A 20,098-nucleotide genomic window follows, 5' to 3' on the forward strand; every position below is an offset into this window, starting at 1 on the left:
AAGGAGCGGCGCGATTCATCCACCGTCACAGGGCATCCGGTCTTTTATCTGCGGTTATCTGCGCCCATCTGCGGTTGATTAACTGCGGTTCGTCTCTGCGATTTTTCGGTGGTGGGGGTATATTGGGGGCAGAGAGGGAATCTTGCTTCCGGGTGAATGTTTGGTTTAAGGGTTTATTGTGAAAGCGCTTAAGATTGGTGGGGTTGTGTTGTTGGCGGTGGCGGTTTTGCTGGTCGCGGCCGTGGGCGTTCTGATGTTGCCGGGAGTGCAGCGGGGGATCGCGACGCGGGTGGTGGCGACCGGTCCGGGGGAGTCGTTGGAGTTGGATTATCTACGGGTCGGGTGGAACCGGACCGAGGCGCGCGGGGTGGTTTTTCAACAGCCCGACGCTTCCTACCGGGTCGGGGGGCTGGAGGCGGAGTTGTCGCTGTCGGATTTGATTTTCCGGCGGGAACTTCGGTTGGGGGATGTTTTGATGACCGGGGTGGCCCTCGACCTTTCGCGGATGGAACCGACGGAGGATCCGGAGCCGTTCGAAGGGATTTTGCGTCAGATGGAGCTTCCGATGCCGTTGTATCTCGACAACCTTCGGGTGGAGGGAGAACTGCTCCTGCCCGGGACCGGGGCGGAGCCGATGCGGAGCGATTTCGTGCTGACCGGTGGCGGCTTCGCGCCGGGACGGGAAGGAGAATTGCACTTGGCGGGCGATTTGCGGGCGCCCGGGGCGTTGCCGCTTTTCGCCGGGTTGGAGCTCGACGGAACGTTGACGGTGTTTCAAGCGGACCGGGGGCGGATCGAGCGGGCCCGTTTGCTCGGTCAGGTGTCGGTGCGGGGAGCGCAGGCGGCACCGGGGGAAGGCATCCGGGCGGAGGTTCTGCTGTTGGCCACCGATGAAGGGGAGGAATACCAGGCCCATTTCGGGCGGTTATTGGTGAACCAGGAGGCCGGGGACCGGCCGGATCTGTCGACGTTGGTTTCGGTCGACGCGACCTATCTGCACCGGGAAGGGGTTTTGGAAGGAAGCTGGGAAATCGAGGTCGACCGGGAGCAATTGGCGGTCTTTTTCGAAGGGGTGGAACTGCCGGCGTTCGCGGCGCGCGGCGGGGGGAGTTTTACCTATGGAATCGCCGGAGAGATTCTCGATTTAAAAGGGGAACTCGGAGTGACGGTGGACGACCTCGGTCTGGTGGCGGAGGAGTTGCGCGAACTCGGTGGGTTCGCGTTGAACTCGCGGTTCGATTTGCGGATGGACGAGCAAAGCTTCCGGCTCGGCGAGCTGCTGGTGCGGCTCCGGGACGGGGAAGGCAACGATCTGCTCGAAGCGCGGAATTTCCAGGAGGTCCGTTACAACCGGCTGACCGAGCAACTGGAGGGTGCCGATGAACGCATGGACCTGGCGGAAGTGACGATCCGCGGACTACCGGTGGAATGGGCGAATCTTTTTCTCCAGGCCGGGGCGCCGGAAATGGCGGTGCGGGGAGGGAACGCCACCGGGCGGTTGCTGGTCAGCGCCGAAGGGGGAGGGATTTTCTTTCAATTGACCGAACCGCTCCGCGTGCCGGAGTTCGGGGTTTTGTCGGAGGGCGACCCGATGTTGGTCGGGCTCTCGGTGGAAATCGAAGGAGGCGGATCGTTCCAGGACGGCGAGGCGCGGGCGACATTGGCGCCGTGGCGGATCCTGCAAAACGGGCAAACGGTCGCCTCCGGGGAGGCCGCTTTCGACGGGCCGGCGGGATCGGCCCGGGCGGAGTTGCAGGCGGATCTGGCCCGGTTGCTCGGTCAGCCGGCGCTGCAGGGGATGAACAACCTGTCGGCGGGCGTCCTGGCGGTTGAAGCGGAAGCGGCACTCGGCGAGCGAATGGCGGTGCAATTGAACGGTACTTTGCGCGATCTGGTCAGCCGGGACGAAGGGGTGCGGTTGCCGCGGGTGGTTTTCGGCGGGAGCGCCCGGGAAGTCGAGACGGATGTGTGGGAACTGGATTTGCCGGTGCGGATCGAAGGGACGGCTCCGTCGGACGTGCGGGTGGCGGGGCGGTTGAGTTTGGGGGAAGAATTGAGCCGGTTCGCGCTGATGGTTTCCGGAGACCGTTTGGCGGTGAACGACGCGTTGGCGGTCGCCTCCGGTTTTTCGGCGCCGGTCGAGGAGGCCGGTCCGGGGCAACCACCGGTGCCGGTCGAAGGGCGGGACGACGTGCCGGTGTGGGCGGGGTTCGAAGGTCGGATCGAGTTGGAGATCGCCGATGTCCGTTTGCAGGAGGAATACGGGATGGAGAACCTGCGCGGGGAATTGCAGGTCGACGCGGGCGCGGTGGTGAGCGCGTTGCGGGCGGTGTTTTTGGACAGTCCGGTGCGGGTCGACGCGCGGGTCCGTTTCCTGGCGGAGGAGGAGCGGCCGTATGTGTTGGAAGGAACGATGGAGGCGCCGGAGTTGGCGGCGGGCGATTTGTTCCGTCAGTTGCAACCCGGGCGTCCGCCGACCTTGGAAGGGTTGTTCGGCGTCGCGGCGGAGATATCCGGGGAAGGGATCAACCTGCTCGATTTGATCGATCGGATCCGGTTCCAATTGCGCTTGCAGAGCGGCGGCGGGATTATCCGGTTGTTGTATTCGGAGAATCCGTTGGCGGAAGTCGGGATGGCGGCGTCGGTCCTGTTCGGGGCGTTGGGCCGGGATGCGGCGGCAGTGTCGGACATCGCCCGGCGGCTTTCGAACATGCCGTATGAGGAGCTGACGTTATCGGCGGAGCGGGGTGAGGACCTGAACATCGTGGTGCGCAACCTGCGGGTGTTGTCGCCGGAAATTCATTTGCGGGGGGCGGGCCGGATCGATCATCGGGAGAACGTCGGGTTCTTGCGTCAGCCGATGACGATCGAACTGCAACTCGGGGCGCGGGGACCGTTGGAGCGTTTGTTGGAAAGCGCCCGGATGCTCGGTCAGGAGCAGGACGACCTCGGCTACCGGAAGATGCGTCGCGATTTCGCGATCCGGGGAACCCCCGCCAATCCGGACGCTTCGTTCTTCTATCGTATGGTGATCGACACCGTTCTCCGTTTCGTCGCACCCGGCGGGCGGGCGGAAGAGCCCGAGAATGGCGAACCGCAACCCGAACGCGAACGGCCGCGGATCCCGATCCCGGATATCTTCGACCGGATCTTGCGGTAAAGAAGAGGCACTGGAAGGGGAGAGGGGAACCGCAGATGGGCACAGATGGGCGCGGATGAAGGCTGGAGATTTAACCGCAAGGGGCGCGAAGATCGTGAAGGATGATTGCCGTAGTCGGGTTGGCTTTGCCGCCCGACAGCCTTGGCTGGGGATGATCGGACCATTTTGATGTCGCGCTTCGAAGGGGGGCGATAGGCTCTTGGCGTTTCGGCCGCCACACGGCGGAGCCAACCCCACTACGGTGGGGAAGCGCGGTAATCTTCAGTCCCAGATGGCGGTTGGGCAGTGGGCGTGGATCGTTTCGTCTTTGGTGACGAGCTGGGTGCCGGTGGCGAGGGAGTGGGCGACGATGATGCGGTCGAACGGGTCGCGGGTCCAGGTTTGGGCGAGGGCGGTGCGGATGATCGCGGGGAACGGGTGGTCGCAGACCCGGAGAGCCAGTTCGGCGGTCAAATCGGTCAGGATTTGATCTGCGGAGACGGTCAACCGGTTGATTTCCCGCAGATATTCGAGCTCGAGAATGACCATCGGGCAGACGATCAAGGGACTGGCGTCGAGCAGGCTCTGGAGTGGGGGCGGGAAGAGTCGGATCTCCCCGGCGTGCAGCCAAACCACCGCATGGGTGTCGAGGGCGATCACGGTTTCCATTCGTTCGACCAATCCAAGTGGATCAGGCTTTCCGGATCGCCTTGAATCGTCGGACGCTGCGGCAACCGGGCCAGCTTCGACGACGGAGGCTCGGGCACGATGAGGAGTTTGCGGCCTTTCCGGGTAACCTCTAACGGCTTGCCCGTTTCCAAGACTTCGTCCAACAAGACGTAGATGTTCTCCCGCAGTTTGGTGCTCGAAACCGGCATAATTGAAATCTCTTGAGAAGACGTACGTTTGTCAAGGATGATGCGTACGGATTTTGAACCGCAGATGGGCGCAGATGGGCGCGGATAGAGACGAAGATTTAACCGCCAAGGGCGCAAAGATCGCGAAGGGGAGTGCTGGGTGACGCCAGCGGATTTCATTCATCTGCGGTTATCTGCGAAATCTGCGGTTCTATTGTCTGCGGGGTGCTTTCGGCGATGATGGCTTCTTGGCGGTAGAGGTCGCGGTTGCTGGCTTGGAACTCGGCTTTGAGGCGGACGCGGAAGTCGTGGAGGTCGATCAGGTTCCAGCGGAGGAAGATCCAGTTGCCAGCGGAGTCGCGGCCGCCGTGGGCGATGCCGGTGATCAGGTGGGTGGCGTCGTCGGTGATCTTGTTGGTCGCGACTTTCGGCTCGTAGTAAAAGGTGCGGAAGGTGCTCCGCTCGCTGCCGTCGGCGTAGAGCTTGGGGTCGAGGTAGAAGATCCGTCCGGTCGGTTCGTCCAGGAGACGTAGGTCGGGGTAGCCGGAGCGTTGGGTGCGTCCAGTGACGGTCGGGGCGTAGGTGGCGGCGAAACCAGAGCGGGCGTTCAGCTTCTCCAATAAAATGTCTTCCAGGTGGCCGCTCACTTCGTTGATTCGTCCGACTTGATGGATCGGATGGTCGGGGCGATTGATTTCCAGCAGGAGGGCGTCGAGGGCGGCGGCGATCTCTCCGGCCACCCGTTGGTCGCCGGGATCTTCGGGGTCGAACGGCATCACTTGCTTTCCGGTGGCGGCCTGGACCACTTCGGAAAAGGGAATCGAGTCGAGGTTGCGGCCGTCGGCCAGAAGCCAAGCGACGAGTTGATCGGCATCGCGTTCGGCGGCCGGGGCTAGGGCTAGGGTGAAGAAAAGCAGGAAAAACACGAAGTGGATTATGAGGGTGGAATTATGGATGATGAAAGCACATTTACATTTTTTTTGTTGTCTATCGTCGCATCAGTTGTCAGCCCCATTTCCTACCACCTCATCATTTCTAATTCATCATTCATATTCTTTTCCATGGATAGACCGAGGCAAATGGGCGGGGACGTGATCCTTTACCGGGCGTTCTGGCCGTTGGCGGTGATGGCAACCATCATTTGGAGCTCCGGCACCCAGGGGCCGTCGGTGCCCGGCGGTTTGAGCTTTTCCCATGTCGACAAGGTGGGGCATTTCTTTGTGTTCGGATTGATCGCGACTTTGGTTTACCGGAGCTTGCCGCATTGGATGAACCGGCGGCGGGCGGCGTTGTTGGCGATCGTCATCACCTCGGCTTTCGGGTTCGCGGACGAGTTTCGGCAGAGTTTCAATCCGGCCCGCTACACCGCGTTTTACGATTGGGTGGCCGATACCCTTGGGGCGATCGTGGCGGTGACGGCTTACCGGTTTTGGCCGTTTTACCGGAACCTGCTGGAATTTTCTTTGAATCCATTTAAGAAAGACCGTCATGGAGTCCGAGTCAGCCGTCACACGTATTCAGGAGTTGCGCCGGAGCATCGCCCGGCACGATGAACTTTACTACCGCCGGGCCGAGCCCGAGATCAGCGATTTCGAGTATGACCGGCTGAAGCGGGAGTTGCTCGACCTGGAGGCGAAGCACCCGGAGTTGGCGGCCCCCGATTCACCCGGGGTGCAGGTGGGGGACGACCGGCTGGAGGAGTTCGCCTCTTATCGTCACCGGCAGCCGATGCGGAGTCTCGACAACACCTACAGCCAGGAGGAGCTGCGCGCGTTTCACAACCGGCTGGTCCGGCTCTTTTCGGTCGAGGATCTGGAGTATGTGATCGAGCCAAAGATCGATGGGGTTGCGGTCAGTTTGACCTATGAACGGGGCCATTTCGTCCGGGCGGTGACCCGGGGCAATGGGGTCGAAGGAGACGACATCACGCAAAACGTGGCGACGATCCGGACGTTGCCGCGGAGGTTGGAAGGGGAAAACCTGCCGGAGGTGATCGAGATCCGGGGCGAGGTTTTCATGGAGACGGAGGAGTTCCGGCGGATCAACCGGGGCCGGGAGGAGGCGGGTTTGCCGTTGTATGCCAATCCGCGGAACCTGACCGCCGGCACGGTCAAGTTGCTCGATCCGAAGGAAGTGGCGCAACGGCGGCTCGAGATCGTGCTGTACGGGTGCGGGTATTGCGAACCGGAGATCTTCGAGCATCAGCACGACATTCATGAGTCAATCCGCCGGTGGAAATTGCCGAGCGTGGAACGGTATTGGCGGGTCCGCGAATTCGAAGCAATTTGGCAGGCGGTGGAGGAGCTCGACCGTTTGCGCGAAGCATTCGCCTATCCGACCGACGGGGCGGTGATCAAGCTCGACTCGATCGCCCGGCAGGAGGAGGCCGGGGTGACGTCGAAGGCGCCGCGTTGGGCGATCTCGTATAAATTCGCCCCCGACCGGGCCGAAACCCGGGTGGCCAACATCAGTATCAACGTCGGTCGCACCGGGGCGCTGACTCCGGTGGCGGAGTTGGAACCGGTCTTGCTGGCCGGGACGACGGTTTCCCGGGCGACGCTGCACAACGCCGATGAAATCGCCCGGAAGGATGTCCGGATTGGGGATTACGTGCTGGTGGAAAAAGCCGGGGAGATCATCCCGGCGGTGGTCGAAGTGGTGACGGCGAAGCGGGCTCCCGGTGTGGAGCCGTTCCGTTTTCCGAGCCGTTGTCCGGTTTGCGACACTGAAGCGATCCGGTTGCCGGGGGAAGTGGCGACGCGTTGTCCGAATTTGAGTTGTCCTTCCCAGGTGCGGCGGCGGTTGCAGCATTTCGCCTCCCGCCAATGCATGGACATCGAAGGCCTTGGCGAGGCGGTGGTCGACCAGTTGGTCGGTCGCGAGTTGGTGCGGGACATCCCGGACCTTTATGCTCTTCGGGTCGAGGATCTGCTGACGTTGGAAAAGTTCGCCCAGCGGTCGTCGGAAAAACTGGTCGGGGCGATCGCGGCGAGCAAGGAACGGGAACTCTGGCGGGTGTTGCACGGACTCGGGATCCAATACGTCGGGGCGACGGTTTCAAAGGATTTGGCCCATGCGCTCGGCGATTTGGAGAAGTTGGCCGACGCGAAGGAGGAGGAGTTGGTGGCGATCAGTGGTATTGGTGAGACGGTCGCCCGGAGCATCGTCGCCTATTTCGCCGAACCGCGCAACCGCGACGTGGTGTTCCGGTTGAAGGAGGCCGGGGTGCGGATGCAGGAAGAGCGGGGGACGGTGGAGGGCGGTTCGGCCGTTTTCGCTGGGAAAACCTTTGTATTGACCGGCAAACTACCGACGCTGACCCGCGACCAAGCCGCCGGGAAGGTCGAGGCCGCCGGGGGACGGGTTAGCGGTAGTGTCAGTAAAAAGACCGATTTCGTCCTGGCTGGGGAGGATGCCGGGTCGAAATTGGAAAAAGCGACCAAGCTCGGCGTGGCCGTGATCGGCGAAGAGGAGTTCCTGCGGATGCTGGAGGAGCCGGAGGAAGGCTGAGGGCGAGAGGGTGGCACAGACATTCCTGTCTGTGGAGGGTTTTCCATGTAGTGGTGTTGGCTTTGCCGCCCCATTTCCGAGACGCCGGATGCGCGCCAAGATCATCGACTCCGCCCGCGACGCGTGACATCCCCTTCAATACGACAGTCCCCGGCCGCTGCTGTCGGGCGGCAGAGCCAACCCGACTACGAAATGTTACAAGGCGAGACGCCTCACCCACTTTGAGGTCACTTGGCGGTTTCGCTGTAGCGTTGTTCGCGGATGACGGTGACTTTGATTACGCTGGGGTATTGGAGCTCTTCTTCGATCCGGGTGCGGATGGTTCGGGCCATTTTGCGGGCTTCCTCGTCGTCGACTTCGGTTGGGGAGACGATGACGCGGATTTCGCGGCCGGCTTGGATGGCGTAGGCTTCGAGGACGCCGGGGAGATTGCAGGCGAGTTGTTCCAGGCGTTCGAGGCGGAGAAGGTAATTGCCCTGGGCTTCGGCGCGGGCGCCGGGTCGAACCGCTGAAAGGGTGTCGGCGACGATGAGGAGGCCGGCGTAGGGAGTTTCGGGGGGAACCTCCTCATGGTGGGCGGCGACGGCATTCACCACGGCGGCCGGTTCCCCATGGCGCCGGAGAAGGTCGGCGCCGACCGTGGCATGGCTTCCTTCGTATTCCTGGTCGACCGCTTTGCCGATGTCGTGGAAAAGACCGGCCCGCTTTGCGATCACCGGGTCGAGACCCATTTCGGAGGCGATCATCGAGCTGAGGAAGGCCACTTCGACGGAGTGGTCGAGGACGTTCTGGTTGAGGGAATAACGGTATTTGAGGCGACCTAATTGGGTGAGGACGGCGTGGTGGACGCCGGTCAATTTCAGTTTGTCGACGGCTTCTTCCCCGTAGCGGATCACCTCTTGGTCGACCTTTTCCTGGGCTTGGGCGATCGCCTCTTCAATGCTGGCCGGGTGGATGCGTCCATCGGCGATGAGGGCTTCGAGGGCGATTTTGGCGACCTCCCGGCGGACCGGATCGAAACAGGAAATCAGCAGGGTGTCGGGGGTCTCGTCGATCAACAAGGTAGTGCCGGTGGCGGCCTCGAAACATTTGATGTTGCGGCCCTCGCGGCCGATGATGCGGCCCTTCATTTCCTCGTGGGGGAGGGCGACGACGGCGGCCAGGGCGTCGTTGTTGGGGCGGGCGGCGATCCGTTGCATCACGGTGATCAACGTCTTGGCGGCTTCGGTTTCGAGATCCTTTTGGGATTTTTCCAGGAGCTCCTTCCGGTAGTGGCGGATTTCGTCCTGGCACTCTTGTTCGACCTCGTCGAGGAGTTGTTTGCGGGCTTCTTCGACGGTGAGTTTCGCGACCTCCTCCAATTGGCGGCGGTAGGTGCGGATCATTCTGCCGAGTCGTTGGCGACCCTCTTTAAGGGAAGCCGTTTCCCGTTCGAAACGCTCCCGGTTGGTTTCAAATTGGGTGTATTGGGCGTTGAAGTTCTGTTCGCGGCCCGCGAGGTCGGATTGGCGGCGGTCGATGTCCAGCCGGGCGCGGTCTTCCTCGCGGCGGAGTTCGGTCCATTTTTTTTCGATCTCGATCTCGGCTTTGTTTTTAATTTCGCGGGCCGCCAGTTCGGCTTCTTTGCTCGCGTAGAAGAGGGTGGCTTTGGAGCGCTCCTGTTCCAGCTTGCGATTGCGGACGGTCAGGACCCAGACGAGGATGGCGGTGAAAATCGCGCCCAGCAGCGCGGAAAAGAAGATGGCCCAGACGGCGTTCATGCCATCCGTTCCGCCGCCTTGTAATAACATGAGGAACATACCGGTTCGCTGGATCAATCAAATCGATTCCCCGGCGCCGCCGGACGCTTTAAGAATGCGGTTTCGGCGGCGGGGGCGCTTGCGTTTTAATTTAGATACTTGATTGACGGCAGTATTCACCGGCCGGGGTAAAAATTCAACCTTGCATTTCGAGGGCCTTTGAGATTGCGCGGCGGCGGAGAGGGAAGGGGGCGGACGGTTGCCTTCAATCGGCTCCGGTCTCAATCCGGAGGCGGAAACCGTGGTCGAGAATCATCGGAGGAGTCAGGATGGATCCTCCGGGCTGGACCATCTCGGGCGTGAGATGGTCCGGGTGCCAACCGCCCGCACCGGATGGACGGTCGAGGAAAAGTTCGAACGCGGCGTCTAGCTCCGGGGTCCATTCGACGACTCCATAGGTGATGTTGGAGAGTGTGACGGCGGTGGAGGCGTTGGGACTGGGTGGGGAGCTCCGCAGGAAGAGATTGTTTGGGCCGGTCCAGGAAATGTCGGCGGTCGATTGGCGGGCGTTGACGGTGAACCGGAGTTGGTTGAAACGGGCTTCGCCTTCCATTGGAATGAATCCGGTATCCCAGCGGGGTTGGTCGGTATTCGGTTCATAGAGGCCGACGCGGAAGTATTCCGACGGACGATAAAAGAGGCGGAGTTCCACCGAGTCGTGGTTGCGACCGAGTTCGCCCAAACCTTCGGTGAAAGGGAGTGCTTCGGTGTTGGTCGCCCGGAATTCCCAATAACCGTTGGTTTCGCCGTCGCTACGGGTGAAACGCAGCGAGGCGGAGGAGTCGCCGGTGGAGTCTTCCAGGGTGATTTCGATCGGGCCGTAGCGGGAGACCTGACCGGTTTGGAAGGTGGCGCGAAACTCGATGCCGCGGCCCTCCGAGGGATCGATCGCCATGGTGGCCGATTCGATGTTGCCGAGGTCGTTGGTGTGGACCGTCCAGTCGGCGGGCTGCTGATTGATCTGTTGGAACGAGTGGAAGACCGAAGCGGGCCAGGGCGTTTCCGTTCCCGCCCGCAAGTAAGGCGGTTCGCTGCCCCAGAGGAGGGGCGGTCCGATCACGGAAAGGGATGCGCCGAAATGCGGGAGCGCCCAGGCGAAGCCGTTTGGGGCGGCGGTCTCGTGGGTTTGGTTGAAGGCCAGCGCCGGGACCGACAAGGTGCGGGTGTCGTCGAGGTTTTGCGGGCCGGCCGCCAGTTTGATTTGGGTGGCGGGGGAGTTGGTGAGGCCGATGTTGGTGATCAGGAGGCCGCCGTTGCCGGTCGGAGCGACGTGGAGGACCGGAGCGGTGTAAAAGCGATGCAACTCCCCTTCGAGCCAAAGGGCCATCGGGTCGGTCAGGTCGCCGAAGAAGCCGACCCCTTTCATGGTCGGGTATTCGTAGCGGAGGAAATGGAGCTGCCGTCGGAGCTCGTTCGGGGTGGTGATCCAGTCGCGGCCGAGGCCGAGGATGATGATCGATTTGTCCATCAGGTCGTGCTGGACGATGGAGTCGGCCCGGGTTCGGATCATCGAGTAGGCGCGCCGGGCGCTGTTCAGGTAAGCCTCCACCAGCACGCTGTCGGCTGCTTGTTGGAGACCATGGATCAGGCTGGCATTGTAGATTTCCGGCACCACGTAGACGGCGATGTAAAGATCGGGGGCGAGCTCCCGGGTCTTGATCAAGGCTTCGCCCGCGACTTCGCGAAAGGCGTTGTCGGCGGTGATTTCGTCGATGACAATGCCGGGCCAGCCAGCGGCGAACGGTTCGGCCCAATGGGCCGCGAGGGATTCGGCGGTATTGTAGCCATTGTCGAACGCCCATTTGCCGCCGCGCCACCGTTGCGGCATCACCCCGCGGGAGAGCCATTCCTGGATTTCGGCAGCCAAGGGGGTGGAGGGGGAGCGGGCGGTGAGCCAGAGACCTTCGGTGACATGTTCCACCGGACCGTCGAGGCGCATGTCCCAATGATGGAACATGAAAGGGGATTGGGACGTGCCGGAAGCGGCGGACGGCAGGAAAAGCGCGCCGAGGAGGGCTGCGGTGCCGAGGAAGGAAAGGCCAAGACGGGTGGTGGAATTGGTCATGAATTTTGAACCTAGAAAGGTCAGTTGATAGCCGCGACGTAGCGTAAGCGAAGATGGCGAAGCAAAAGGCGCAAGATACGCAAAAGAAGAGGCTTATATTGGATATGAAAGTCGCCGGAACGGCGAACCATCCCTACGATAACATCTTATCATTTCTCTTTATTTTTGTGTCTTTTGTGCGTTTTCGTGGCTGCTCTAAGTGCTGGATTTAGGTTGAAAGACGGAGTTAAAAGGACCGAGGGGCGGGTCAGGTTGTTCCGACCACGACCTGGCGTTCGCGGACGCCGTCGAGCATGGTGACGCCTGGTTTCGGGCGGAGAACGGCTTGTAAGGTGTGGGCGCCCGCGGCGCGGGGCGTCCAGTCGAAGGAGGCGAGGACCCGGTCGCGGAAGACGACGCCTTTGTAGCTGAAAACCGGCACGTCGAGCCCGTCGATTTTCTCTGAACGGTAAGCGGTTCTTTCGAGCGACGGATCGATCAACTCGTCGTGGCCGGTGCCGATCGTCGCGAGGGAGACGGTGCCGACCTGTTCCCGTTCGCCGGTCGCCGCGCAAGTGGCGAAGAGATCGATCTCGACCTCCCGCGCCCGCATGCCGCCGAGGTTGTGGACCCGGAGATGGACCTTGTTCGGTTCGCCGGTCCGGGGGGCGGTTTGTTCCAGCCAGAGGTCGCCGAGGTCGATGACCGGGCGGACGTAGTAGCGTTCGCAAAGTTCCTCGCCGAATGCCCGCATGCCGGTGTCGGCGAGCCATTGTTCGGTGCGGGAGGAGGCGTAAAACGCGATGCCGGGCATCTCGGGGGCCTGTTTTTTGATGTAGCGGACCGAATCCTCCAGCTCGCCTTTGGTGATCGCACCGTGGAGGCCGTCCATCCCGATGTAGATCAACGCCCCGTGGCGTTTGCCGGGCTCGTGGAGCAAGTCAGTGTGGCGGGCGACCTGGATGCGTTGGTCGATGTAATCGTAGAACCGGTGGGCGCCGAAGGCCGAGACGATCCATTGCTGGTAAACTTCGAGGATTCCGATGCCGCCCGCGATCCGGATGCCGCAGGCGAGTTCTGGTAACGGAGCTCCGGCGACCGCGACGTAGAGGAGGGCTTGGGGATATTTGTCGCGGAAGCGTTTCAGCGCTTCGCTCATGATCCGGGCCTTCCGGTGGCCGGCCTCGTTCGGGAATCCGCTCAATTCGTCGATGTAGATTCCGTCGGCTCCCTCGGCCGCCGCGCACCAACCGTCGAGCAACATCCGGACATTTTGCTCGCCGCTGTGGGCGAGGTCGATGCGCCGGACTTTGGTGTGGGCCTCGCCGAGAACCTTGGCTCCCCGGCGTCGCCAATGCCGCACCAGATCGGGATTCCGCGCGGCCTCTTTGACCACGACCACGGTGCCGAACAGACGAAGGCCGGTTTCCTCCGGATTGACCGGAGGCCAGAGGAGGAAATGGAGGTCGCGATGGACGACGGGAAACCGTTTCGGTTCGCCGGCGGCGGTGCCGTCTGGACCGGTCGCCCGGACCGTGTAATAGCCGGTGTCGGGCGGGGTGAAACGAACGCCCGGGCCTTCGTCGGTGGTGATCGCGGAGACGTCGGCGGCGATAGCATCGCCGGTTTCGGTTTCGATCGTGAAGGTGATCTCGGCGGAATCGTCGCCGTTCGCCAGAACGATATCGACCGGTTGCCCCGCGACCGGGAGCGGCTTTGAGAGGATGATCTCGGTGGTCATCGAGGGAATGAATACAGGTTAACCACTAATAAACACTAATGGACACTAATGAAGAAAACATCTGAAGGCTTGCAACTGGATGCTATTCGGGAATGCGGCTCCCTGTTAGGATTTCTTTATTCGTGTCCATTCGTGGTTGAATCTTCTTACTCGGATTTTAGGCGGATGTCGGTGAGGGTTAGTTCGGTCGGGGCATTGGGGGCCCGGGGCGAACTGCGCATCAGGAGACTGCCGTCTGGTTGCCAGGCGATCTCGGAGGTTTCGGCGTTGCCGCTCACGGTCAAGCGGAGTTGGTCGAAACGGAGGGTGCCGGCGAAGGGGAGGGTGCCGCTGTCCCAGAGAGTCGTGTTGTTCTCTGGATCGAAGAGGGCGACGCGGAGGTGGTCGCCGGCCGAATGGAAGACCCGGATTTTGTGACGCATGTGGCTGGCTATTTCATAAGCGATCCCTTCGGTCACCGTGACCGATTCGTCGCCGGTGGTTTCGAAATGCCAATACGCGTTGCGCTCGTTCTCGTTGCGGCGGAGGCCGAGCGAAAACTTCGACTTGCCGTCGGAATCTTCGAGGCGGATTTCGAATGGACCGTAAAGGGAGATCCGATCGGGGTGGATTGTCGCGGAAAAATCGATACTTCCGCCTTCCGCCAAGTCGAGCGGGAGGGTGGCGGATTCGATGTGGCCATCGTCGTTGCGGTGGAGTTCCCATCCCTCGGCCGGTTCGGTGATCTCGCGGACCGATCCGAAGTCGGCGGTTGGCCATGGGGCGTTGGCACCTTCACGGAGATAGGCCGGTTCCTCGCCCCATGTCGGGACGGGGCCGAGGACGGAATAGTTTTCGTGGAACACGGTGAGTGGATGGGGGAAGCCGCGGGGCGAACGGATCTCGGTGGATTGTCCCGGTTGTAGTGCCCGGACGGTGACGGCGGAGGTTCGGGAAGTGTCGCCCGGTTTCGCCGCGAAATGCATTTGGATCTCCGGGGAAGGGGAGCGGCTGATGTTTTGGACCTGGGCGCGGCCCTCGCCGATGTCGGCCACATGCAGGACCGGGGCGGTGTAGAAACGGTGCAATTCGGGTTCGAACCAGTCGGTGTTGAAGTCGTTCAAGTGTCCATAGACGGCGACGCCCCGCATGTCGGGGTAGGTGTGGCGGAGGAAGTGCAACTGACGGCGGAGTTCCCGTTGGGTGGTGATCCATTCCGGACCGAAGCCGAGGACGATGACCGATTTCGGCATCAAGTCGTTTTCGACGATCGAGTCGGCCCGGCGTCGGATCATCCCGTAGGCGTTTCTGGCGTTGGGGAGGTAGGCTTCGACGAGGACGCTGTCGGCCGCCTCCTGCAAACCGCGAATGAAGTGCTCGTTGGTGATTCCCGGCACGATGTAAACGGCGATGTGGAGATCGGGCTGGAGTTCCCGCAAGCGGATCAAGGCCGGACCGGCGACGGTGCGGACGTCTTCGTTTACGGTGATTTCGTCGATCACGATGCCGGGCCAACCGTCGGCGGCCGGTTCGGCCCAATGCTGCGCGAGTGTTTCGGGGGTATTGAAACCTTGTTCATAGGACCAGGTGCCGCCGCGCCAGCGTTGCGGGATCACTCCGCGGTCGAGCCAGGTTTGGATCTCCTCCTGGAGTTCGGTCGAGGGCGACCGGTTGGACAGCCACAACCCCTCGGTGACGTGGGTGATCGGGCCATCCAGTCGCATATCCCAGTGGTGAAAGATGTAAGGCTCCGGTTCCGCGGCGGGTGGCGTTTCGGCGTGAGAGGAACAGGCGGTTAAAGATAATCCGAGGAGGGCGGCGGTGGCTAATGCGCGGGTTGGTTTATGGATTGAGTGTGACATCGGGTTTTGGATTCTGGATTCTGGATTCTGGGTTTTGGATTTTGGACTGCGGATTGTGGATCTCTCAAGGGATAGACGATTGCTTTCAAGAGGGGAACTGGGGACACACCCCACCGCTCTGGCGAGCGGTCCCCCCCTCTCTAGAGGGGAACTTCGTGTAGGCTGATCCCCTCTTGAGAGGGGGGGACCATGCGCGAGCATGGTGGGGTGTGTCGGAGCCATCATTGCCGGACGGTGACGCGGCGTTCGCTGATTCCGTCGAGAATGGTGACGCCATCCTGTGCTTTGAGGGTGACGTAAAGGATGTAGGCGCCCGGGGCCTCCGGGGTCCAGGGAATGTCGGCGATGACGCGGTCGCGGAAGACGATGCCGTCGAAGTTGAAAACCGGAACGCCCCGCCCGTCGATGTCGACGTAGCGGAATTCCGTTCCCTGGAGGGATTCGTCGCGCAGGCGCGTGAAACCGGTGCCGATGGTGTCGATGGTGGTCGCGCCGGCCTTTTGGCGTTCGCCGGTGGCGACCGATTCGACGTGGAGTTCGAGTTCGACGTGGTCGGCCCGCATACCGCCGATGTTGTGGACCCGGACCTGGACGGTGTTCTCCTCGCCCGCTTGGGGGGAGGTCTCCTTGAGCCAGACGGCCCCGAGATCGAGGACCGGCTGGACGAAGTAGCGTTCGACCAAATCGTTGGCGAAGGCGCGCATCCCTTGATCGGCCAGCCAGGCGTTGGCTTGGCGGGAGGAGTAGAACGCGATGCCCGGCATCTCGGGGGCCTGTTTGCGGATATGGCGGATCGAGTCTTCCAATTCCGGTTTGGTGATGGCGCCGTGGACCCCGTCGATCCCGATGAAGATCACCGCGGCGTGGTCATGGTCGACCTCGCCGATCAAATCGGTGTGCCGGGCGACGTGGATTCGTTGGTCGATGTAATCGTAAAACCGGTGGGTGCCGAAGGCGGCGGTGATCCATGGTTGATAGACCTCCAATTGGGCGATCACTCCGGCGGAGCGCATTCCGGCGGCCAGTTCCGGCAGAAGGGCGCCGGCGACCGCGAGATAGATTTTCGCGTCCGGGTGTTTCTCGCGGAATTGGCGGAGGGCCTCGTTCATGACGGCGGTTTTGCGGAAACCGGTCTCGTTCGGGTAGCCCCCGAATTCGTCGATCCAGATGCCGTCAGTGTCGCCGATCCGGGCCGACCAAGTGTCGACCAGCATCCGGATGTTCTCTTCGTCGCTCTTGGTGGTGTCGATTTGCCGGGCTCCGACAAAGGCGGCGCCGAGCACGTTCGAACCCCGTTGGCGCCAGGCTTCGACGGCTTGGGTTTCGCGTTGGGCCTGGACGACCATGACGCTGGTGGCGAGATTGCGCAGTTCCGTTTCGTCGGGGCGCAGCGGCGGCCAGATCATGAAGTGGAAATCCCGATACACCACAGGAAAGCGGTGGGTCCATTCGGAGGATTCATCGCCGGACCTTTCGGCGCGGACCAGGTAGTAACCGGTTTCGTCGGGAGTGAACTCGATGCCGATGCCGCCGTCCATTTCGACGCCGGTGTTCGTGAAGATCGGCTCGTCCGATCCCTCTCGGGTGACGGTGAAGTGGAGATCGGCCGGGCCGGATTGATTCTTCAAGACGATGTTGATGGGGAGGTCGACCATCGGCAGCGGCTTGGAGACGATAAATTGGGAGCCGCTTGAACTCGGTGATGGTGCGGCTTGGCTTACGGCGGAGAGGGGCGCCAGGGCGCAGGCTGCCGAGAGGCAGGCGAGCCGAAGGAGGCGGATGGCAGTGGGAGCGTTTATCATTGGAGGAAGGTTATTGTGGAAATCCATAAACGATTCAAGCGCCCGCCAGCTGAGCCGCGGGCGCTTGAGTATTCAGAAAAACGGGACGGGGCATCGCAAGATGCGTCGTCCAAGGATCAGTCGATGATCGACCAGTATTCTTCGTGATTGCCGAGAACGTTCTGGTTGAACCGTTCGGCGCGGCCGCTGAAGAAGACGGCATTGGCGGAACCGTTGTGACGGTAGGAGACGGAGTTGGGCGGCGAGCCGGCGTCGGAACCGGTCCAGGCATTCGATCCGGCGCGTTGCATGTGCCAACTATTGGCGTCGACGAACATCACGCTCTGGTTGGGCTCGACCACTCGGGCTCGGGAGAAGAATCGGATATTGGAGGACCGGACGCCCTCGGAGTTGTAGGCATACATGCGGGCGATCGACGTTCCGGGGGTTCCCGGGCGGAGTGCCTCGGCTCGTTCTTTCGCCCAAGAGGCGCTGGGGCAGGCCATGTCCAGCGGCCAATCCCGGTATCCGTCGACCTCCCGGTCCTGGAAAAGGATCGATTGATACGCGGCGTTCGCGAACCATTCGGCCCCCGAACTCGGATCCGACCAGGGAAGATAGCGGTCATTGCCGTAATCGTCGGCCCAGACCTCGTTGGCCAGCCAGAACTGGCGCAACGTGGACAAGCAAGTCGTGGCGCGGGCGCTTTCGCGCACGGTGCCGACGACCGGAATGAGGATCGCCGCCAAAATGCCGATGATGGCGATGACGGTGAGGAGTTCGATCAAGGTGAAGGCCCGGCGGGCGGTAGGGCGAGTGGGTTTCGCGGTCATAGGTTTTCCTTGGTTAAGTTGGTGGATGGTGGTGGTTGGTTAATCAAATACGCTGGACGAACCGGCGGCGGACGAGAACCACCATCAGCCCGGCTCCCCCCAGGATCGCCGCCAAAGTGCTTGGCTCGGGAATGGCGACCAGGTTGTCGATGTAGGCGATTTGATGGCCGCTTCCGCTCGCGTTGGTGAAACGGAATTGAAAGTTCGTGACGTCCGCCAAGGTTCCGGCAAGCGTGCCCGTCCCGCCGATCCGTTCCATGTCGCTCTCGTTAAGAGCGAAGACGAAGGAATCCCAACTGGTGGTCGCGAGGGTAGAAGACGCGGAGGCCGTGGTCTGCCATGCTGCTCCGTTCGCACCGGTGAGGATAATGCCGAATTGAGCAGGCAATGTAGGCGCGTCGTGATCTGGGCGGGGAATGATGTAGGACATCACCGAGATGGCGGTGAAGCCGGTGAGATCGAGCTGTCCGGAAGTGAAGCTGCGTTGGACGAGCGCGGTTGACCCAGACCCCCAATTGACGAAATGACGCATAGCGTGTGATCCATCCGGCCCGCCGCTTCCGACCCAGAACGGATGACCGGATGTCGATGCGCCAAATGGCGAGGCGCGGGTCCAAACAGCGTTGAGTTGGGTGCTGTTTCCATACGAGTTGAAGTCATCGATGACCAACGGCGAGGCGGCCAGCGAGCAGGGGAGAAGGAGAAGAGCGAGAAGTTTCAAGCTGTGTTTCATTGGATTTTTCCAGAGAGTTGAGTTGATTCGAAGAGGTTAGTCGATTGGTGGAATCATTCTTCCGAAAGGATCCGCATCCGGTAGAAACCGCGGTCTCCGCCGTCCGGGCGACGGATGGCGCCGGTGTTGCTGATCATCTCCGGGGTGAGTTCGATGGTGTCCCAGTTTGCCAGATCGGTGGAGAACTCGAGGACCCATTCGGCCGGTTCGGGGACGCGGGCGAGAGCGATGAGGTCGTCGATGTAGACGATCTCGTGGCCACTGGTGCTCTCGTTGGTGAAACGGAGTTGGATGTTGGTGACGTTCACGAGAGCTTCGACCAATGATCCCTGACCGCTCACTCGTTCCATTACCTCTTCGTTCAAAGGAAACACGAAGCTGTCCCATGCGGAGATGTCGATGGTATGGGCCGCATCGATCTTGGTCTGCCACTCCGCTCCGTTGGCACCGGTGATCCGGACGCGGAATTGCGGATCGAATTCCGTTTGAGTGAAGGTGGGGCGGGGAATGACGTAGGACATCACTGAAATCGCGGTGAACTCGCTGAGGTCCAGGGTGCCGCTGGGGAAGCTTCGGTGTAGCCAGGCGGCCGCGGCATTGTTGGCCCAATTCATGAAGTGGCGCATGGCGTTTGTTCCGTCCACGCCGCCGCCTTCCACAAAGAACGGCGCTCCGGAAGTCGAGGCGGCGCCGCCGTGGATCCAATTGGCCCGGAGCTCGGTCACGTTGTTGTAATTGAAATCGTCGATGACCAATGGGGCGGCCATCAGCGAGGTGGAAGAAGCGAGGAGGGCGGTGGAGAAAAATAAGGATTTCATGATCGTTTTCGTTACGAAGTTGTGGCTGGAGTCCTGATTGATCGTCGGTTCATTTGACCGGCGCGATCCGGAGACGGTAATGGGCGTTGCGGGGAGAATCGGCCTGAAGGAGCGTCCCTTCGGTGGTCAATTGCTGGGGGGTGATTTCGAGCCGGGTCCAGTCGGCTCCTTCGTCGGATTGCTCCGGCACCAATTCGAAGGCGACATCAGGGAACGCCTCGCCCAGGACGGAGAGGCGGTCGACATAGACGTCTTGCTCGCCGCTTCCGCTGGAATTCGTGAACCGGAGGCGGAAGGCCCGTACTTCGAACAACGCGTCTTGCAGGGTGCCCCCGCCGGCGACCCGTTCGAGATCGGTGGAGTTGATTTGGAAATCAAAAGTGGCCCACGATTCGTTGTCGATGGTGATTGCGGCGGTGTTCCGGGTTTGCCACTCCCCGCCGTTGGTCCCTTCGATCCGGACGGTCATCTGGGTGGCGGCGGCCAATGGGGCGGCGCTGGCGACCCGGGCGCGGACCGAAACGGTGTCGGCCCAACGGAGATCGAGATAGGGGCTCGACATCAAACGCCGGACCTGGGCGGCGGCTCCCGCGTTCCAATTGATGGCGTGGCGCATGGCGTGGGAGCCGTCGACGCCGGCTCCGGTCGCGAGGAAAGGTCCGTCGGCATTGGAAGCGGCGAGAATCGGGATCCAAACCGTCTTCAAATCGGCGGTGTCGGCGTAATGATTGAAATCGTCGACGACGATGGTCGCGGCCGTCAGGCACACGGGCAGGGCCAGAAGCCCGAGGAGGGAGAGTTTCAGTGCTTTCATGGGAGACTGTTCGGGTTGGTTTTTCAGGTGGTTATGCTTGTCAATTCAAGGAAATTGCGGTTTTATGATCTCCAGCTTGGACAAGCGCTTGACCTAGAAGAAAGACTAGGTTCTTTTGAGAGTCAAAAAGATTTTCCGGATTTCGTGTTTTTTTGTTTTTCGCGAAGAGCCGGAACATCGTCACCCGG

Annotated in this window: 15 protein-coding genes; 3 read left to right on the forward strand and 12 right to left on the reverse strand. The window is 61.6% G+C overall.

All coding sequences use genetic code 11. From position 1 onward, the window contains the following. The first annotated feature begins 178 nt into the window (after nucleotides 1-178). The gene (locus tag ACWUI2_RS09320) at nucleotides 179-3,160 is read left to right on the forward strand and encodes a hypothetical protein (protein ID WP_486982584.1); all 2,982 of its coding nucleotides are present in this window, start codon (nucleotides 179-181) and stop codon (nucleotides 3,158-3,160) included. Nucleotides 3,161-3,421: 261 nt separating this feature from the next. On the opposite strand, the gene ACWUI2_RS09325 is transcribed toward ACWUI2_RS09320, so the two are convergent. The 3 genes from ACWUI2_RS09325 to ACWUI2_RS09335 form a co-directional block, all read right to left on the reverse strand. Beyond that, nucleotides 3,422-3,808 carry a type II toxin-antitoxin system VapC family toxin gene (locus tag ACWUI2_RS09325; protein WP_486982585.1) on the reverse strand — a complete coding sequence of 129 codons (387 nt, stop codon included), beginning with the start codon at nucleotides 3,806-3,808 and terminating at the stop codon, nucleotides 3,422-3,424. Beyond that, nucleotides 3,796-4,017 carry a type II toxin-antitoxin system Phd/YefM family antitoxin gene (locus tag ACWUI2_RS09330; protein WP_486982586.1) on the reverse strand — a complete coding sequence of 74 codons (222 nt, stop codon included), beginning with the start codon at nucleotides 4,015-4,017 and terminating at the stop codon, nucleotides 3,796-3,798. The genes ACWUI2_RS09325 and ACWUI2_RS09330 overlap by 13 nt, the downstream gene beginning before the upstream one ends. 155 nt (nucleotides 4,018-4,172) lie before the next feature. Then, nucleotides 4,173-4,922, reverse strand: coding sequence for a hypothetical protein (locus ACWUI2_RS09335; RefSeq protein WP_486982587.1), 750 nt, complete (start codon nucleotides 4,920-4,922; stop codon nucleotides 4,173-4,175). 135 nt (nucleotides 4,923-5,057) lie between these two features. Here ACWUI2_RS09335 and ACWUI2_RS09340 point away from each other — a divergent pair, with 135 nt between their 5' ends. After that, complete coding sequence (locus tag ACWUI2_RS09340) at nucleotides 5,058-5,549, forward strand: VanZ family protein (RefSeq protein WP_486982588.1); 492 nt, start codon at nucleotides 5,058-5,060, stop codon at nucleotides 5,547-5,549. Beyond that, the gene (ligA, locus tag ACWUI2_RS09345) at nucleotides 5,485-7,506 is read left to right on the forward strand and encodes an NAD-dependent DNA ligase LigA (RefSeq protein WP_486982589.1); all 2,022 of its coding nucleotides are present in this window, start codon (nucleotides 5,485-5,487) and stop codon (nucleotides 7,504-7,506) included. Before ACWUI2_RS09340 ends, ligA begins: the two co-directional genes overlap by 65 nt. Before the next feature lie 227 nt (nucleotides 7,507-7,733). Here the strand turns inward: ligA and rny are convergent, their stop codons facing one another. From rny to ACWUI2_RS09390, 9 genes are all read right to left on the reverse strand, one after another. After that, on the reverse strand, nucleotides 7,734-9,296 hold the full coding sequence (gene rny, locus ACWUI2_RS09350; protein WP_486982590.1) for a ribonuclease Y: 1,563 nt from the start codon (nucleotides 9,294-9,296) through the stop codon (nucleotides 7,734-7,736). A 214-nt stretch (nucleotides 9,297-9,510) separates the two neighbouring features. Continuing rightward, nucleotides 9,511-11,370, reverse strand: a complete 1,860-nt coding sequence (locus ACWUI2_RS09355) for a hypothetical protein (protein ID WP_486982591.1) — start codon at nucleotides 11,368-11,370, stop codon at nucleotides 9,511-9,513. Between the two features lie 247 nt (nucleotides 11,371-11,617). Next, nucleotides 11,618-13,090, reverse strand: coding sequence for a hypothetical protein (locus ACWUI2_RS09360; RefSeq protein ID WP_486982592.1), 1,473 nt, complete (start codon nucleotides 13,088-13,090; stop codon nucleotides 11,618-11,620). A gap of 146 nt (nucleotides 13,091-13,236) precedes the next feature. After that, complete coding sequence (locus tag ACWUI2_RS09365) at nucleotides 13,237-14,931, reverse strand: hypothetical protein (protein WP_486982593.1); 1,695 nt, start codon at nucleotides 14,929-14,931, stop codon at nucleotides 13,237-13,239. A gap of 221 nt (nucleotides 14,932-15,152) precedes the next feature. Beyond that, the gene (locus ACWUI2_RS09370) at nucleotides 15,153-16,733 is read right to left on the reverse strand and encodes a hypothetical protein (protein ID WP_486982594.1); all 1,581 of its coding nucleotides are present in this window, start codon (nucleotides 16,731-16,733) and stop codon (nucleotides 15,153-15,155) included. A 116-nt stretch (nucleotides 16,734-16,849) separates the two neighbouring features. Beyond that, nucleotides 16,850-17,545, reverse strand: coding sequence for a type II secretion system protein (locus ACWUI2_RS09375; RefSeq protein ID WP_486982595.1), 696 nt, complete (start codon nucleotides 17,543-17,545; stop codon nucleotides 16,850-16,852). 43 nt (nucleotides 17,546-17,588) lie between these two features. After that, on the reverse strand, nucleotides 17,589-18,278 hold the full coding sequence (locus ACWUI2_RS09380; RefSeq protein ID WP_486982596.1) for a PEP-CTERM sorting domain-containing protein: 690 nt from the start codon (nucleotides 18,276-18,278) through the stop codon (nucleotides 17,589-17,591). A gap of 53 nt (nucleotides 18,279-18,331) precedes the next feature. Beyond that, nucleotides 18,332-19,096, reverse strand: a complete 765-nt coding sequence (locus ACWUI2_RS09385) for a hypothetical protein (RefSeq protein WP_486982597.1) — start codon at nucleotides 19,094-19,096, stop codon at nucleotides 18,332-18,334. A 49-nt stretch (nucleotides 19,097-19,145) separates the two neighbouring features. Beyond that, on the reverse strand, nucleotides 19,146-19,910 hold the full coding sequence (locus ACWUI2_RS09390; RefSeq protein WP_486982598.1) for a hypothetical protein: 765 nt from the start codon (nucleotides 19,908-19,910) through the stop codon (nucleotides 19,146-19,148). Nucleotides 19,911-20,098: the final 188 nt, after the last annotated feature.

Source organism: Verruconatronum alginivorum (assembly GCF_056590205.1).

Excerpts from the sequence above, each read along its gene's own strand:
- ACWUI2_RS09380 (WP_486982596.1), bottom strand. The coding sequence starts at position 18,278 with ATGAAACACAGCTTGAAACTTCTCGCTCTTCTCCTTCTCCCCTGCTCG.
- ACWUI2_RS09325 (WP_486982585.1), bottom strand. The coding sequence starts at position 3,808 with ATGGAAACCGTGATCGCCCTCGACACCCATGCGGTGGTTTGGCTGCAC.
- ACWUI2_RS09370 (WP_486982594.1), bottom strand. The coding sequence starts at position 16,733 with ATGATAAACGCTCCCACTGCCATCCGCCTCCTTCGGCTCGCCTGCCTC.
- ACWUI2_RS09340 (WP_486982588.1), top strand. The coding sequence starts at position 5,058 with ATGGATAGACCGAGGCAAATGGGCGGGGACGTGATCCTTTACCGGGCG.
- rny (WP_486982590.1), bottom strand. The coding sequence starts at position 9,296 with ATGTTATTACAAGGCGGCGGAACGGATGGCATGAACGCCGTCTGGGCC.
- ACWUI2_RS09385 (WP_486982597.1), bottom strand. The coding sequence starts at position 19,096 with ATGAAATCCTTATTTTTCTCCACCGCCCTCCTCGCTTCTTCCACCTCG.
- ACWUI2_RS09355 (WP_486982591.1), bottom strand. The coding sequence starts at position 11,370 with ATGACCAATTCCACCACCCGTCTTGGCCTTTCCTTCCTCGGCACCGCA.
- ACWUI2_RS09360 (WP_486982592.1), bottom strand. The coding sequence starts at position 13,090 with ATGACCACCGAGATCATCCTCTCAAAGCCGCTCCCGGTCGCGGGGCAA.
- ACWUI2_RS09365 (WP_486982593.1), bottom strand. The coding sequence starts at position 14,931 with ATGTCACACTCAATCCATAAACCAACCCGCGCATTAGCCACCGCCGCC.
- ACWUI2_RS09375 (WP_486982595.1), bottom strand. The coding sequence starts at position 17,545 with ATGACCGCGAAACCCACTCGCCCTACCGCCCGCCGGGCCTTCACCTTG.
- ACWUI2_RS09390 (WP_486982598.1), bottom strand. The coding sequence starts at position 19,910 with ATGAAAGCACTGAAACTCTCCCTCCTCGGGCTTCTGGCCCTGCCCGTG.
- ligA (WP_486982589.1), top strand. The coding sequence starts at position 5,485 with ATGGAGTCCGAGTCAGCCGTCACACGTATTCAGGAGTTGCGCCGGAGC.
- ACWUI2_RS09330 (WP_486982586.1), bottom strand. The coding sequence starts at position 4,017 with ATGCCGGTTTCGAGCACCAAACTGCGGGAGAACATCTACGTCTTGTTG.